The organism is Nioella sp., assembly GCF_964229645.1.
GTDB lineage: Bacteria > Pseudomonadota > Alphaproteobacteria > Rhodobacterales > Rhodobacteraceae > Nioella.
The window spans coordinates 1-12,555 of record NZ_CAXREX010000178.1; the positions used below are offsets into that span (position 1 = coordinate 1).

13 protein-coding genes and 1 tRNA gene are annotated in these 12,555 nt (G+C 65.5%); 6 read left to right on the top strand and 8 right to left on the bottom strand.

From position 1 onward, the window contains the following. The 3 genes from ACEQXV_RS11595 to ACEQXV_RS11605 form a co-directional block, all read right to left on the bottom strand. Window positions 1-1,513 (bottom strand): hydantoinase/oxoprolinase family protein (locus ACEQXV_RS11595; protein WP_370269268.1); only part of this gene is annotated, 1,513 nt, incomplete at its 3' end. A gap of 85 nt (window positions 1,514-1,598) precedes the next feature. Beyond that, on the bottom strand, window positions 1,599-2,492 hold the full coding sequence (locus tag ACEQXV_RS11600; protein ID WP_370269270.1) for a LysR family transcriptional regulator: 894 nt from the start codon (window positions 2,490-2,492) through the stop codon (window positions 1,599-1,601). Window positions 2,493-2,560: 68 nt separating this feature from the next. Next, on the bottom strand, window positions 2,561-2,959 hold the full coding sequence (locus ACEQXV_RS11605; protein WP_370269271.1) for a PaaI family thioesterase: 399 nt from the start codon (window positions 2,957-2,959) through the stop codon (window positions 2,561-2,563). 131 nt (window positions 2,960-3,090) lie between these two features. On the opposite strand from ACEQXV_RS11605, the gene ACEQXV_RS11610 reads away from it, so the two are divergent. Next, window positions 3,091-4,251: an amidohydrolase gene (locus tag ACEQXV_RS11610; RefSeq protein WP_370269273.1), complete on the top strand. Its 1,161-nt coding sequence runs from the start codon at window positions 3,091-3,093 to the stop codon at window positions 4,249-4,251. Between the two features lie 64 nt (window positions 4,252-4,315). Here ACEQXV_RS11610 and ACEQXV_RS11615 read toward each other — a convergent pair. From ACEQXV_RS11615 to ACEQXV_RS11630, 4 genes are all read right to left on the bottom strand, one after another. Further along, window positions 4,316-4,392: transfer RNA gene (locus ACEQXV_RS11615), tRNA-Arg, on the bottom strand. A gap of 47 nt (window positions 4,393-4,439) precedes the next feature. Then, window positions 4,440-5,828, bottom strand: a complete 1,389-nt coding sequence (locus ACEQXV_RS11620; protein WP_370269275.1) for a sensor histidine kinase — start codon at window positions 5,826-5,828, stop codon at window positions 4,440-4,442. A gap of 30 nt (window positions 5,829-5,858) precedes the next feature. Beyond that, the gene (locus ACEQXV_RS11625) at window positions 5,859-7,271 is read right to left on the bottom strand and encodes an NAD(P)/FAD-dependent oxidoreductase (RefSeq protein ID WP_370251465.1); all 1,413 of its coding nucleotides are present in this window, start codon (window positions 7,269-7,271) and stop codon (window positions 5,859-5,861) included. Window positions 7,272-7,274: 3 nt separating this feature from the next. Next, on the bottom strand, window positions 7,275-8,006 hold the full coding sequence (locus tag ACEQXV_RS11630) for a TVP38/TMEM64 family protein (RefSeq protein ID WP_370251464.1): 732 nt from the start codon (window positions 8,004-8,006) through the stop codon (window positions 7,275-7,277). A 289-nt stretch (window positions 8,007-8,295) separates the two neighbouring features. Here ACEQXV_RS11630 and rpmH point away from each other — a divergent pair, with 289 nt between their 5' ends. From rpmH to yidD, 3 genes are all read left to right on the top strand, one after another. Beyond that, a complete protein-coding gene (gene rpmH / locus ACEQXV_RS11635; protein ID WP_005980833.1) occupies window positions 8,296-8,430 on the top strand; it encodes a 50S ribosomal protein L34 in 135 nt (44 codons plus the stop codon). A gap of 94 nt (window positions 8,431-8,524) precedes the next feature. Further along, window positions 8,525-8,881 carry a ribonuclease P protein component gene (gene rnpA, locus ACEQXV_RS11640; protein ID WP_370269276.1) on the top strand — a complete coding sequence of 119 codons (357 nt, stop codon included), beginning with the start codon at window positions 8,525-8,527 and terminating at the stop codon, window positions 8,879-8,881. Beyond that, complete coding sequence (gene yidD / locus ACEQXV_RS11645) at window positions 8,878-9,132, top strand: membrane protein insertion efficiency factor YidD (RefSeq protein WP_370251462.1); 255 nt, start codon at window positions 8,878-8,880, stop codon at window positions 9,130-9,132. The genes rnpA and yidD overlap by 4 nt, the downstream gene beginning before the upstream one ends. Here the strand turns inward: yidD and ACEQXV_RS11650 are convergent. Then, complete coding sequence (locus tag ACEQXV_RS11650) at window positions 9,098-10,009, bottom strand: alpha/beta hydrolase (protein ID WP_370269277.1); 912 nt, start codon at window positions 10,007-10,009, stop codon at window positions 9,098-9,100. The two genes, yidD and ACEQXV_RS11650, sit on opposite strands and share 35 nt — an antisense overlap. Before the next feature lie 122 nt (window positions 10,010-10,131). Here ACEQXV_RS11650 and ttcA point away from each other — a divergent pair, with 122 nt between their 5' ends. Both ttcA and ACEQXV_RS11660 read left to right on the top strand, forming a co-directional pair. After that, window positions 10,132-10,983, top strand: coding sequence for a tRNA 2-thiocytidine(32) synthetase TtcA (gene ttcA, locus ACEQXV_RS11655; RefSeq protein ID WP_370251460.1), 852 nt, complete (start codon window positions 10,132-10,134; stop codon window positions 10,981-10,983). 84 nt (window positions 10,984-11,067) lie between these two features. Next, on the top strand, window positions 11,068-12,555 hold a 1,488-nt coding region (locus ACEQXV_RS11660; protein WP_370269279.1), incomplete at its 3' end, for a putative bifunctional diguanylate cyclase/phosphodiesterase.

The following is a 12,555-nucleotide window of genomic DNA, read 5'->3' on the forward strand; positions in this document are numbered from 1 at the left end:
ATACGGACCGGTTCGCCTCGAAACAGAACGGCGCGCGCAGGAAGCCGATGGCCGAGCCCACGCCCGCCCCCACCGGCACGAGACAGCGCGCGATCCCGAGCTTCTCGCAAAGCCGCGCCGCATGGAGTGGGGCCGCGCCACCGAAGGCAATCATGGTGTAGGTGCTGAGGTCCTCGCCGTTTTCGACGGCGTGGACGCGGGCGGCGTTGGCCATGTTCTCGTCCACGACCTCGGCCAGCCCCCATGCGGCTTCGGTCGCGTCCATATCCAAGCGGTCGGCGAGATGGGCCTTCAACGCCGCCTCGGACCGGTCAGGGTAAAGTGGAATGGAGCCACCCGCGAAATGGGTCGGGTCGAGCTTGCCGAGAACAAGGTCGGCATCCGTCACTGCGGGGCGCTCACCGCCACGCCCGTAGCAGGCGGGGCCGGGTTCCGACCCGGCGCTTTCGGGGCCCACACGGATCTGGTTCAGCGCATCCACATGCGCAAGCGATCCGCCCCCGGCCCCGATTTCGACCATGTCGATCACGGGGATGGAAATCGGCATGCCCGAGCCCTTTTTAAAACGATAGCTGCGGGCCACTTCGAAGACGCGGGCGGTCTTGGGCGTCTGGTGCTTGATCAGGCAGATCGTGGCGGTGGTCCCGCCCATATCGAAGCTGAGCACCCGGTCGAGCCCGTGCCGCGCGGCGATGTCGGCGGCGAAGACCGCGCCACCGGCGGGGCCCGATTCCACCAGCCGCACGGGGAAATCCGCCGCCGTGTCGATGTCGATGATGCCGCCGCCGGAATGCATCAGGAAGACGGGGCAATCCGCGCCTTCTTCGGCCAAGCGGCCCTTTAGGCGGCCCAGGTAGGATTTCATCAGCGGCTTGATATAGGCATTGGCAATCGTGGTGTTGAAGCGTTCGTATTCGCGCATCTGGGGCGAGACCTGCGACGACAGCGAGACCATGACGCCCGGCAGTCTTTCCGCAAGAACCTCGGCAATCATCCGTTCGTGGGCGTCGTTCACGTAGGAATGCAACAGGCCCACGGCGATGCTTTCATACCCCGCCTCGCGCAGGTCGTCGGCCAGAGCCTCAACCTCGGACCGGTCCAGCGGGATCAGCGTGCCGCCATCGGCGTCCAGCCGTTCGCTGACGGTGTAGCGGCGATTGCGCGGCAGCAGCGGATCGGGAAGCTTCAGGTTGAGATCATACTGTTCGAACCGGCTTTCGGTGCGCATCTCGATCACGTCGCGGAAACCTTCGGTCGTGATCAGTGCCGTCTTGGCCCCGCGCCGTTCGATCAGCGCATTGGTGGCAAGCGTGGTGCCGTGGATCACCTGTGAAATCGCGGACGGGGCGATGCCCGCCTTTTCACAGACCCGGTGCATGCCCTCGATGATCGCATCCTCGGGCGCGGAATAGGTGGTCAGGACCTTGGTGGAAAACCGCCCCTTTGGCCCCTCCAGCACCAGATCGGTGAAGGTGCCACCGATATCGGCCCCCAACCTGTATGACTCGCCCATTCCAGCCTCCGCATTCGTATCCACGGCAGCTTAGACCAGCTATAGGATTTGGAAAAATCGAATGATCTCATTCATAGGATAATAATTACTTATCCTGCGGCGGGTAGAAACCCACGGCGAGCGCCACCGCGTCGCGCAGGAACGGGGGCGTGGGATCGGTGTTCCAGCGGGCCGCAAACCGCAGCGCCTCGGGCCGCCAGTCATAGTCGAGCCGCCGCAGCCGCCCTGCGTCCAGCGCCTCTTGTGCCATCAGTTCCGGCACGCAGGCGATGCCCAGGCCGTCCTGGGTCATGTGAAGCGCCGCCGCGACATTGGAGGACGGCACAAGGCGCGCGCCCTGTCCGACGGATTTGAAATGGTTGTCGAGCTGCTGGAACGGGTAGGTGCCGCGCGCATGGGTGAAGATGCGATGACGGGCGATGATCTCGGATGACAGCGGGCCTTCGGGAATATCGCCGCGCTGCGCGGACACCCAGACATGCGGGCAGCGGCCAAGCGCCTCGGTAAAGCGGGCCTTTCGGTCGAAGGGACCGTTCTGGAAGGTCAGGTCAAGATCGCGGGAAAAGAGGGCAGAGGACAGGTTTTCAGACAGGTCCACCGTCAGTTCCACGTCGATGGCCGGGTAATCGCGCTTCATGCGCAGAAGAAAGCGGCGCAGCCAGGTCTGGGCCACGAGTTCCGTCACTCCGAGGCGCAGCACCCCCTCGAAGGCGGCCCCGCCCCCCGCGGCTTCCGCGAAGGCATCGACCGACGCCAGCACGCGGCGCGCCGGTTCCAGAAGCGCGCGGCCTTCGCGCGTCAGCCGGACCGACCCGGCGTCGCGTTCCATCAGAACCTGCCCGATGTGCTGTTCAAGCTGCGAAATGCGGTTCGAGATGTTGGGCTGAGTCGTGTTCAGACGCGCCGCCGCGCGCCGGAAACTACCGAGATCGGCGACCAGCACGAAAGCTTCGATATGCTTGAGGTTGAAACGGGGCATGGCGCATCAGCGGGGAATGGGATCGTGCCACCCTTCCGCCTTTGGTCCGGCTTGTCCACCTCTGGCGTTCAGGGGGCCAGGGTCATCTGGGTCTGGGTAACGATCGCGGCGGGCTTGCCGTCGGGGCGCAGGATCGTGGTCTGCCAGATCGTTGTGCGGCGCCCGAGGTGAATGGGTTCACAGCGCGCTGTCGCCGTCTCTCCGATCGCGAGGGGGCGCAGGAAGTTGGTCTTGGATTCGATGGTGGTGGTCGCCTGGCCTTCGGACAGGTTGAGCGCGGCAGCCGTCCCCGCCAGCGAATCCGCCAGCGCCATGATAGCACCGCCATGCATCACGCCGTTGCGGTTGGCATGATGATCCAGAACCGTCATTTGACCGGCTACCATGTGGGGCTGGCACGCGGTCAGGGTCACGCCCAGCCAGCGCGGGAAGGCAGGCAGCCAGTCATCGAGGCTCTGGTCGGGCATGGCGGGTCTCCTTGCGTGCTGCTTCGCCTATCGCGCGGCCTTGCGGGAATTGCAATCCGGAAGCCCGCCCGCACGGGGCCACTTGCCCCTTATGCGTTGCCAGCGCAGTCTGCCCGGCGAAGGAGACCCCGATGACCGCCCAGCGACTAACCAACGCCGATATTCACGACCTGACGGAGTGGCGCCGCATGTTGCACAGGCGGCCCGAGCTTTCGGGCGAAGAGGTCGAAACCGCCCGGACCGTCGCCGCCACGCTGAAGGCGACGGGACCCGACAGGATCCTGACCGGGCTTGGCGGGCACGGGGTGGCCGCGCTCTATGACAGCGGGCAGCCGGGGCCGAGGGTTCTGCTGCGATGCGAGCTGGACGGCCTGCCTATCCAGGAGCTTTCGGATGCCGAGCATCGGTCGGAAACCGATGGCAAGGCACATCTTTGCGGGCATGACGGACATATGGCCATGCTGGCTGGAATGGCCCGGCTGCTGGGGCGGCAGCGGCCTGCGACAGGGTCGGTCGTGCTGCTTTTCCAACCGGCCGAGGAAACCGGGGAAGGCGCTGCGCGGGTGGTTTCGGACCCGGGCTTTGATGCGATCAGGCCCGACTATGCCTTTGCGGTTCACAACTACCCCGGCATGCCCCTGGGCGAAGTCGGGGTGGTCGCGGGACCGGCAAGCTGTGCGTCACGGGGCATGCGGGTGCGCCTGACCGGCAAGACGGCGCATGCCTCGCTGCCCGAAACCGGGCTGTCACCTGCGCCTGCCCTGTCGCGCCTCATGGTCGAGATGACGGGCCTGTCCGAAGGCGCGGACCTGGCTGACCCGGCCTTTGCCCTGGTCACCGTCTGCCACGCCCGGCTTGGCGAACCCGCCTTCGGGATCGCCCCGGGCGAGGCGGAGTTATACGTCACCCTGCGCAGCCTGACCGACACGCGGATGGAAGCGCTCGTTGCCGCAGCCGAGAGCCTCGCCCAAGACGCGGCCGGGGCCGGGCTGGGTCTGTCCATCGACTACCACGACATCTTCCCGGCCTGCGCCAACGACGCCAAGGCGGCGGAGATCGTGCGCCGCGCAGCTGACATGCTGGGCCTGTCGAGCGGGCCGGGATGCCTGCCGATGCGCCCTTCCGAAGATTTCGGGCACTTCGGCACCGGCTCCTGCCTTGCATTCATCCTGCTTGGCAACGGCACGAACGGCCCGGTGCTGCACAATCCCGACTACGATTTCCCTGACGATCTGATCGGCCTGGGCTGCGCGCTGTTCGCGGCCATCGTCGAGGACGTTCTGGGGAGTTAGGCCGCCCGCCGGGTCGGGACCGGACAACAAAAAACCCGGCGCGAAGGCCGGGCTTTCTGTCAAATGGCGCGCTGGGGAGGATTCGAACCCCCGACCCCTTGATTCGTAGTCAAGTACTCTATCCAACTGAGCTACCAGCGCGTGAGGGCGGTATCTATCGCCGTGTTCGCCGGGGTGCAAGAGCGAATTCAGACTTTCTGACCCGAGGGCAGGTGGATTTCGAAAACGGTCCCGTCGGGCCCGGTATGCGCAAGGTCAAGCCGCCCGCCATGCCCGCGCACAAGCTCTGCCGCGATGGCCAGCCCCAGGCCGCTGCCCCCCTTGCGCGCGCCACCCTGAAAGGGTTGGAAGAGGTGGTCGAGCGCCTTCTTGGGCAGGCCCGGGCCGGTGTCCGCCACGCGGATCAGCCACCCTTCGCCGTCCTCGCCCGCAGACAGGCTGATGCGCCCCGCCTGCCCCGTGGCCAGGATTGCCTGGCGGGCATTGCGCACGAGATTGCCCAGAACCCGATAAAGCTGTTCGGGATCGGCGCGCAGAATCAGACCCTTGATGCAATCGGCCTCGATCGTGACCTCGGCATCGCCAATGGCCAGCCTTTCCTGGTCGACCACGTCCTCGATCAGCGGGACCAGGTCGAACCGGGTCAGCATCGGGGGCGGCTCTTCGGCCCGGCCAAAGGCCAGCGTGCCTTCACAGAGATTTACCGCGCGGCTGAGCGATGAAATCAGCTTGGGGGTGGTGCGTTGCACCGCCGGGTCCTCGGACCCCTCCAGGCGGTCGGCCATCAGGGTGGCCACGGTCAGGATATTGCGCAGGTCATGGCTGATCTTGGCCACCGCCGCGCCGAGCTGGGCCAGCCGCTCGCGTTGCTTGAGCGACGCGGTCAGCTGCTTCTGCAACTCGCGCAGTGTCACCTGCGCGTCGCGCAATTCGGTGATCCCTGCCGAGGGTTCGATGATGCGGGTGGCGTCGTCCGGCGCCTCTGCATAAGAGCGCATCGAGTCGATCACGCCCCGGATCGGCATGACGATGACCCGCCGCGCCGCGAAGAAGAGTAGCGCCGCGGTGATGACCGAGATCACGGCAGAGAGCACAAGGATGCGCAGGCCATAGTCGATCATCGCCGCGCGCATGGGGGCCGTTGGCAGCGTGATGTCGATCAGGATGCCGGCATCCATCACCGGGTTGCCGAAAACCCGGATCACCTGTTCCTCCGGCACGGCCAGGCGCAACATGGCGTCGCGGATCAAGGTCCATGAGGACACGTCGCGCAGGTCATACTGCCCCGAGATGGGCGGGATGTGATCGGCCGACAACACCAGTTGGCTGACCGCGTCGCGTCGGAGCGCCACGTTCAGCACCCCCGCATTGTCCAGAAGCTCGCGTTCCAGCGCATCGTCGATCATCATCGACTCGTCGGCCAACAAGGCCAATGAGGCGATCTGCGCCCGCTCGATCCGCGCCAGGAGGTAATCCTCGCGGAAGCGCGCGATGGACGGCACGAAGATCATGACTTCTGCCAGCATCACGAAGATGACCGTCAGGATCAGCAACCGGCCTGAGAGCGAATTGAGCACGCGGTGTCTCTGCCTTCCCTTGCCCGGGGTCTAGAACCGCTGCACGAGGCGCACGATCCGCTTGATCCAAGGGCTTTCAAACAACTTGGGACCAAAATAGGCCCCCGCCGCGCGTTTGTTAATCTCTCCCAGTGTCGGATAGGGCGCGACCATCGCGGCAATAGCGCCCATTTTCAGCTTGTTGGCAATGGCGAGCGCCCAGGTCTGGATCAGTTCGCCCGCCTGCGCACCGACGATTCCGGCCCCCACGGGCCGGCCCTTGACCACCATCACCTTGATCAGTCCGGTGGTTTGCCCGGTGGCAATGGCCCGATCGTTGCCGGAATAGGGAAAGCGCACCACGCTCAGCCGGTCGCCGTATTTCTCGCGCGCGGCCGCTTCGGTCAGACCAACCTGGGCCAGCTCCGGATCGGTGTAGGTCGCCCAGGGGATATGATCGTTATGGGCCTTCGCGGGCAGGCCCATCAGCATCTGTCGCACGATCACGCCGGCATGGTAGCCCGCCACATGGGTGAATTGCAGCCCACCTGCCGCATCACCGATGGCATAGACCTTGCGATTCGTGGGCGAACGCAGCGAGGCGTCTACCTTGACCCCCGTCCGGGTGCGTTCCACGCCTGCCTTGTGCAGGTCGAGTCCGTCGATATTGACCGTGCGCCCCACGGCCACCAGCAAATGTGTGCCCTCGTATCGGGTCCCGTCATCGGTGGTCACGCTGACAGCGTTCCCGCTTTCCGAGATACCGGAGACCATCGCACCTTCGACGATCGTGATGCCTTCGGCACGCAGGGCGTCGATGGCAATCGCGGCGAGTTCCGGGTCGTCCTTGCCAAGCGCCTTTGCCCCTTCCAGCACCGTCACCTCGCAGCCAAGCCGCCGGTGCGCCTGCGCCATTTCCAGCCCGATGGGGCCGCCGCCGATGACGATCAGGTGGCCGGGCTTTTCGCGCAGGTCGAAGATCGTTTCGTTCGTGAAATAGGGTGTTTCGGCCAGCCCCGGGATGGGCGGCACAAAGGGGCGTGACCCGGTGGCAATGACGAAGCGGCGCGCGGTGATCTCGGTCTCGCCCGCCTGCACCGTGTCATGGCCGGTAAAGCGGCCGAAGGCGCGGATCACCTTCACGCCAAGCCCCTCGAACCGCTCCTGGCTGTCATGGGGTTCTATGGCGGCGATGGTGGCTGCGACGTGATCCTTGGCCGCGGCATAGTCGGTTGCGACCGGCCCCGCGCTGACCCCGAATGCCCCCTGCCCCATGGCATGGGCCTTGTGCCCGGCGGCCAGCAGTGCCTTGGAGGGCACGCAGCCATAGTTCAGGCAGTCCCCCCCCATCTTGTGCCCTTCCAGCAGCACCACGTCCGCGCCCATCTGGACCGCGCCCGCCGCGACGGACAGCCCGCCGCTGCCCGCACCGATCACGCAGATATCGGTCTTGATCCGGTTCATGGGTCAGAACCCTTTCTGGCCGCGCAGGGCCTTGAGGAGAATGGGAAGCGCCGCCAGGGCGCAAAGCCCCAGGATGGGGCCAAGAATGGCAGGCTCGAAGAGAATCGTCAGGTCCGGCGTGTCCCCCCGGGCGAAGACCTCGCCCAACCCCGCGCCGACCCAAGTATAGACCGCCGTGCCCGGCATGATGCCGAAGAAGGTGGTGAACACGTATCGCGACAGGCTGACCCCCACGAGCGCGGGCAAAAGGTTGGCCACGAAGAAGGGCACGACCGGGACCAGCCGGATGAGGAAGAGCATCGACAATTCGTTGTCATGGATGCCCTCGATGATTCGCCGAACGGTGCCGGAAGAGGCGTCCATCCGCGCCGACAGCGCAGTGCCAAAGCCCATGCGGGCGGCCAGGAAGATCAGGGTTGCGCCGATGGTGGCGGACATCAGCACGAAGACGACGCCGGGGAAGAGCCCGAAGAGGAAGCCGCCCGCCAGGGTAGCGATGGTCGCGCCGGGCAGCGAGAAGGCCACGATCAGAACGTATAGCGTCATGTAGGCGGCAACCATCGTCACGAAATGCGAATCGCGGAAGGCCAGCAGCGCCTCGCGGTTGTCGCGCAGCGTTTCGAAGCTGAGGTAATCGCCCAGCAATGCCCATCCCGCCAACGCCCCGGCCACGATCAGGGCGAAGGGCAGAAGGCGGCTGGCCCGCGATCTGGGTTCGGTGGTGACTTGGCTCATGTCCTGCCTGCATGGTTGCGTTCTGCCCAACATGCGTGCTTGCCCTGCGCGCGAACAGCCCCTTCACGCGCGGTTGATCACGCGTGACGGAATCGGGGGGAATATGTCATGATTGGGGGGCGCCGGACGGAATCTGCCCTCGGGATGTTTCAAACCGGGAATTCAGGGCGTCGGGCTTGTTGACATGGGGGCCGGGAGGGCCTATTGCCCGGGCCTCATACGGATTCTCCGGCTGTCGATCGCAGGCCCCGCGCCCGCATCCGGCCTTGATGACAAGGAAACGAGACAGATGAAACGCACCTACCAGCCGTCGAACCTGGTCCGCAAGCGCCGCCACGGCTTCCGCGCCCGCATGGCCACCAAGGCCGGCCGCAAGATCCTGAACGCCCGCCGCGCCCGCGGCCGGAAGTCGCTCAGCGCATAATCGCGTAACGAGGGCCGGTCCCCCTGCGGGACCGGTGGATGAGCCCCCTTCGGCCGACGGCCTCGGGGGCTTTTCGTGTTTGAAAGGGGGCCCAATGCCCATGTCCAAGATCGAGACCCTGGCAAAGCGTCCCGATTTCCTGCGCGCAGCGCGGGCGGGACGCGCCCCAGCCCCGGCCTTCCTGCTTCAGGCCCGCAAGCGGCAGGCCGACGAAGGCGTTGATCCCGATCTGGTCCGGATCGGCTACACCTGTTCCAAGAAAGTGGGCAACGCGGTGGCCCGCAATCGCGCCAAGCGCCGCCTGCGCGAGATTGCGCGCGCGGTCCTGCCGCTTGAAGGACGCCCGGGCTGGGACTACGTGTTGATCGGCAAAGCCAATGATACCGCCGCGCGCCCGATAGCCGACATGAAGCAGGACCTCTCGCGCGCCTTGCAGAAGGTGCACCGGTGACTCCTCTCGCCCATATCCTTGCCCTGCCCGTGCGGGCCTACAGGCTGATCTTCAGCCCCTGGGTGGGGCATAACTGCCGGTACCAGCCCACCTGTTCGGCCTATGCGCTGGAAGCGCTGGAAAAGCACGGGGCGATCAAGGGCGCGTGGCTGGCCGCCCGACGGATCGGGCGTTGCCACCCCTGGGGCTCCGAAGGTTATGACCCGGTTCCGGGCCCTAGCCGATCAGGGCCTGATTCCCCTGATCGGTGACCGTGCGCGTGGGCATCGTGGCCGCTGGATGGCCTGCCAGAACCAGCGCCGCATCCCGGTAGAACTGCCGGTCGAGGAAATGCCAGTTATGAGAGATTGACGCCGTGGCCGGCCAATCCTGCATGTGCGCCACGTAGTAGTGCTGGACGTAAACATCCGCATGGCCCGGCGGCATGCCGTCCGGCATCCCCTCGAACCCGAGACGCTGCGCCTGGAACAGTCGGTACCATTGCGAAAGGCTCAGCACCTCGTCTGCGCGGCTGTAGTAGTTGGTCACCCGCCCCGCATGGGCATAGAGCGCTGCCGACTTCCTCGCGCCGTGCTTCATCGACTTGGCCGCTATGTCAGCGGCAACCAGCAGCACCTGCCCAACCGTCATGTCCGCGCTGTCCGCCTTGCCCAGTTCGACCACACGCTGAAACGCATGCCGCGTAACCAGCGACCCCATCGAATGCGCCATGATGTCGATCTTGATCCCGGGCGCCGCCTTTCGCAGCACCGCGACCCCATCGAGCAGAAGTTGCGGCGCAACCGTGTGGGCGTCGGCCCGGTCGCTCTTGTAGTCGAACAGAACGCCATTTGTCGGCCAGTCGAAGCTGACCACGACCCCACCAAAGCCCTGCTGTTTCAGCCCATCGGCAATCAGCGCATGCCGCGCGAAGGTTTCCTGCTGTTCCAGGTTGAAGCCATGCACATGCAGCAGGACCCCGTTCCCGCCTGCCGCCGCCAACACCTCTGCAACCCATGTCGCAAGCTCCATCACCTGCACGGTCCATTGCCCGGTGATGGTCCGATCGGCCTTCAGGTAGCGCGTCACGCCGGGGTTCGTGGTAAAGCTGCCCGCCACAAGGCTGCGGGCCGTCATCGCGTAAATCATGGGGTGTCCTTCAATCAGGTTGGGATCAATCCCCCAAGCATGCCCCGAATCGCCCCTTTCCCAAAATCATTGCCTGCCCGCGCCATTCCGCGTAGATGCGGAGCCGCAACCGGAGGCCCCCGATGCTGGACGAGACCGACGAAATCCACCCGCTCTTTCACGGCGCCCCGTCGACGACGGAGTTCAAGAAGCTGCGCAAGCGGATCATCCGTGAAACCCGCGAGGCGATTGACCGCTACGGCATGATCGAACGCGGGGCACGCTGGCTTGTCTGCCTGTCGGGCGGCAAGGACAGCTACACGCTGTTGGCCGCCCTGACCGAGCTGAAATGGCGCGGCCTGCTGCCGGTCGAGATCCTGGCCTGCAATCTCGACCAGGGGCAGCCGGGTTTCCCGGCGACGGTGCTGCCGGAATTTCTGGAAAAGATGGGGGTCGAGCATCGCATCGAGTACCAGGACACCTATTCCATCGTGATGGACAAGGTGCCCCAGGGTCGGACCTATTGCGCGCTCTGTTCCCGGCTGCGCCGGGGCAATCTCTACCGGATTGCGCGCGAGGAAGGTTGTTCTGCCGTGGTTCTGGGCCATCACCGCGATGACATCCTGGAAACCTTCTTCCTCAACCTCTTCCACGGCGGAAAGCTGGCGACGATGCCGCCGAAGCTGCTCAATGACGAGGGCGACCTGTTCGTCTACCGTCCGCTCGCCCATGTGGCCGAGGCCGATTGCGAGCGGTTCGCCACGGCGATGAACTACCCGATCATTCCCTGTGACCTGTGCGGCAGCCAGGACGGTTTGCAGCGCCAGCAGATCAAGAAATTGCTGGACGAGTGGGAAACGCGCAGCCCCGGGCGGCGCGGCAAGATGATCTCGGCGCTGATGAACGCGCGGCCATCGCACCTGCTCGACCCCGCCCTGTTCGACTTCGCCGGGCTGGCCAGATCGGAACAAGTCGACGCAAATCCGAAGGACTGAACGGACGGCGTTAACAGCCTGTCAGGCAGTTTGGCTTAGCGGTGATAGCAACCGAGAGCCGCTTTGCCAGGACGAGAGGCTGCCATGCGCACACCCGTTTCGACACGTCTGGATCATGCCGCCAGCACCATCCGCCGGGGCCTGTCACGGGTCGAGGTTCTGGCTGTCTTTCCCGCCCTCGCGCTGATCGCCTTCTGGATGGGCGCACCGGAGGTGATCTTTGCAACGTCCTTCCTGCTGCCGGGGCTTTTGGCCCTTCAGGCCATGCGCCCCTACGGTCGCAGCGGGGCCGATCGCGGGCCAATCGACGGTCGCACCGACCTGCCCATGCGGGAAAGCTTCCTGTCAGCCCTCGACGCCGCGCTGGAACTCACGGAATCTCGCGGCAGGACAACTGCCTGTTTCGTGATCGAGATCGACGGGTTTCCCGATCTTGCCTCGCGTTGGGGCGGCGCGGCCAGCGACCAGATCCTGCGCCGGACGGCAGATCGCTTGCTGACCACCGTGCGCAGGGGCGACATCGTCGCCTCGATCGGTGAGGCGCGCTTCGCCGTGGCGCTGCACCCTGTCATGACCACCAAGCTCGATATCGTCATGGGCCTGGTTGACCGCGTTCAGAAGGCACTATCCGAGCCTATCGCCATTGCCGGGGCTGCTGCCCATCCCACGGTGTCGATCGGGTTTGCCACCCCGGCGCAAATCGACTTCGGCAGCGCTACGCACCTGCTCGATGCCGCGCTGACCGCACTGATCGAGGCACGCCACCACGGCCCGGGCGGCGTGCGCGGCTATTCCGAAGGCATCCGCAGCAGGGCAGAGCTGCGCCACGGGCTGGCCGAGGAAGTGGAAGAGGCCTTGGCAACCGGCGCGATACGCCCCTGGTTCCAACCGCAGATCAACGCGGAAACCGGGGCAATCACGGGGTTCGAGGCCCTGGCCCGCTGGCACCACCCCCGGGCCGGTCTGCTGACCCCACCCGACTTTCTGCCCGCCATCGCCGATGCCGGCTGCATGGGACGTCTCGGTGACGCCATGCTGACCCAGGCCCTGCGGGCAATCGAGGCCTGGGACCAAGCCGGGTGCCCGGTGCCCTCGGTCTCGGTCAATTTTTCAGCCGAGGAATTGCACGACCCAAGCCTGGCGGACCGGGTCAAATGGGAGGTCGACCGCTTCGACCTGCGCCCCTCCCGCCTGACGGTGGAAATCCTCGAAACCGTCGCCGCCCAATCCGAAGATGACGTGGTCCTGCGCAATATCGAACAGCTCGGCGCCCATGGGTTCAATCTGGACCTCGACGATTTTGGCACGGGCCAGTCCTCGATCGCCAATATCCGGCGTTTTCACGTCAATCGTATCAAGATCGACCGCAGTTTCGTGACCCGGCTCGACCAGGATTCGACGCAGCGGGCGGTGGTTGCGGGCATACTTGCTCTCGCCGAGCGGCTGAACGTGACCACCGTTGCCGAGGGCGTGGAAACCCCCGGAGAGCACAGCGTTCTGCAGCAACTGGGGTGCGATCACCTGCAGGGCTTCCTCTTTTCCCGGCCGATGCCCTTTGACGAAACGATTGCC

What these genes read in the sequence shown, in the direction of transcription:
- ACEQXV_RS11600 (WP_370269270.1), bottom strand. Translation starts at nt 2,492, where the DNA reads ATGCCCCGTTTCAACCTCAAGCATATCGAAGCTTTCGTGCTGGTCGCC.
- ttcA (WP_370251460.1), top strand. Translation starts at nt 10,132, where the DNA reads ATGCTGGACGAGACCGACGAAATCCACCCGCTCTTTCACGGCGCCCCG.
- ACEQXV_RS11650 (WP_370269277.1), bottom strand. Translation starts at nt 10,009, where the DNA reads ATGATTTACGCGATGACGGCCCGCAGCCTTGTGGCGGGCAGCTTTACC.
- rnpA (WP_370269276.1), top strand. Translation starts at nt 8,525, where the DNA reads ATGCCCATGTCCAAGATCGAGACCCTGGCAAAGCGTCCCGATTTCCTG.
- ACEQXV_RS11610 (WP_370269273.1), top strand. Translation starts at nt 3,091, where the DNA reads ATGACCGCCCAGCGACTAACCAACGCCGATATTCACGACCTGACGGAG.
- rpmH (WP_005980833.1), top strand. Translation starts at nt 8,296, where the DNA reads ATGAAACGCACCTACCAGCCGTCGAACCTGGTCCGCAAGCGCCGCCAC.
- ACEQXV_RS11605 (WP_370269271.1), bottom strand. Translation starts at nt 2,959, where the DNA reads ATGCCCGACCAGAGCCTCGATGACTGGCTGCCTGCCTTCCCGCGCTGG.
- ACEQXV_RS11630 (WP_370251464.1), bottom strand. Translation starts at nt 8,006, where the DNA reads ATGAGCCAAGTCACCACCGAACCCAGATCGCGGGCCAGCCGCCTTCTG.
- ACEQXV_RS11625 (WP_370251465.1), bottom strand. Translation starts at nt 7,271, where the DNA reads ATGAACCGGATCAAGACCGATATCTGCGTGATCGGTGCGGGCAGCGGC.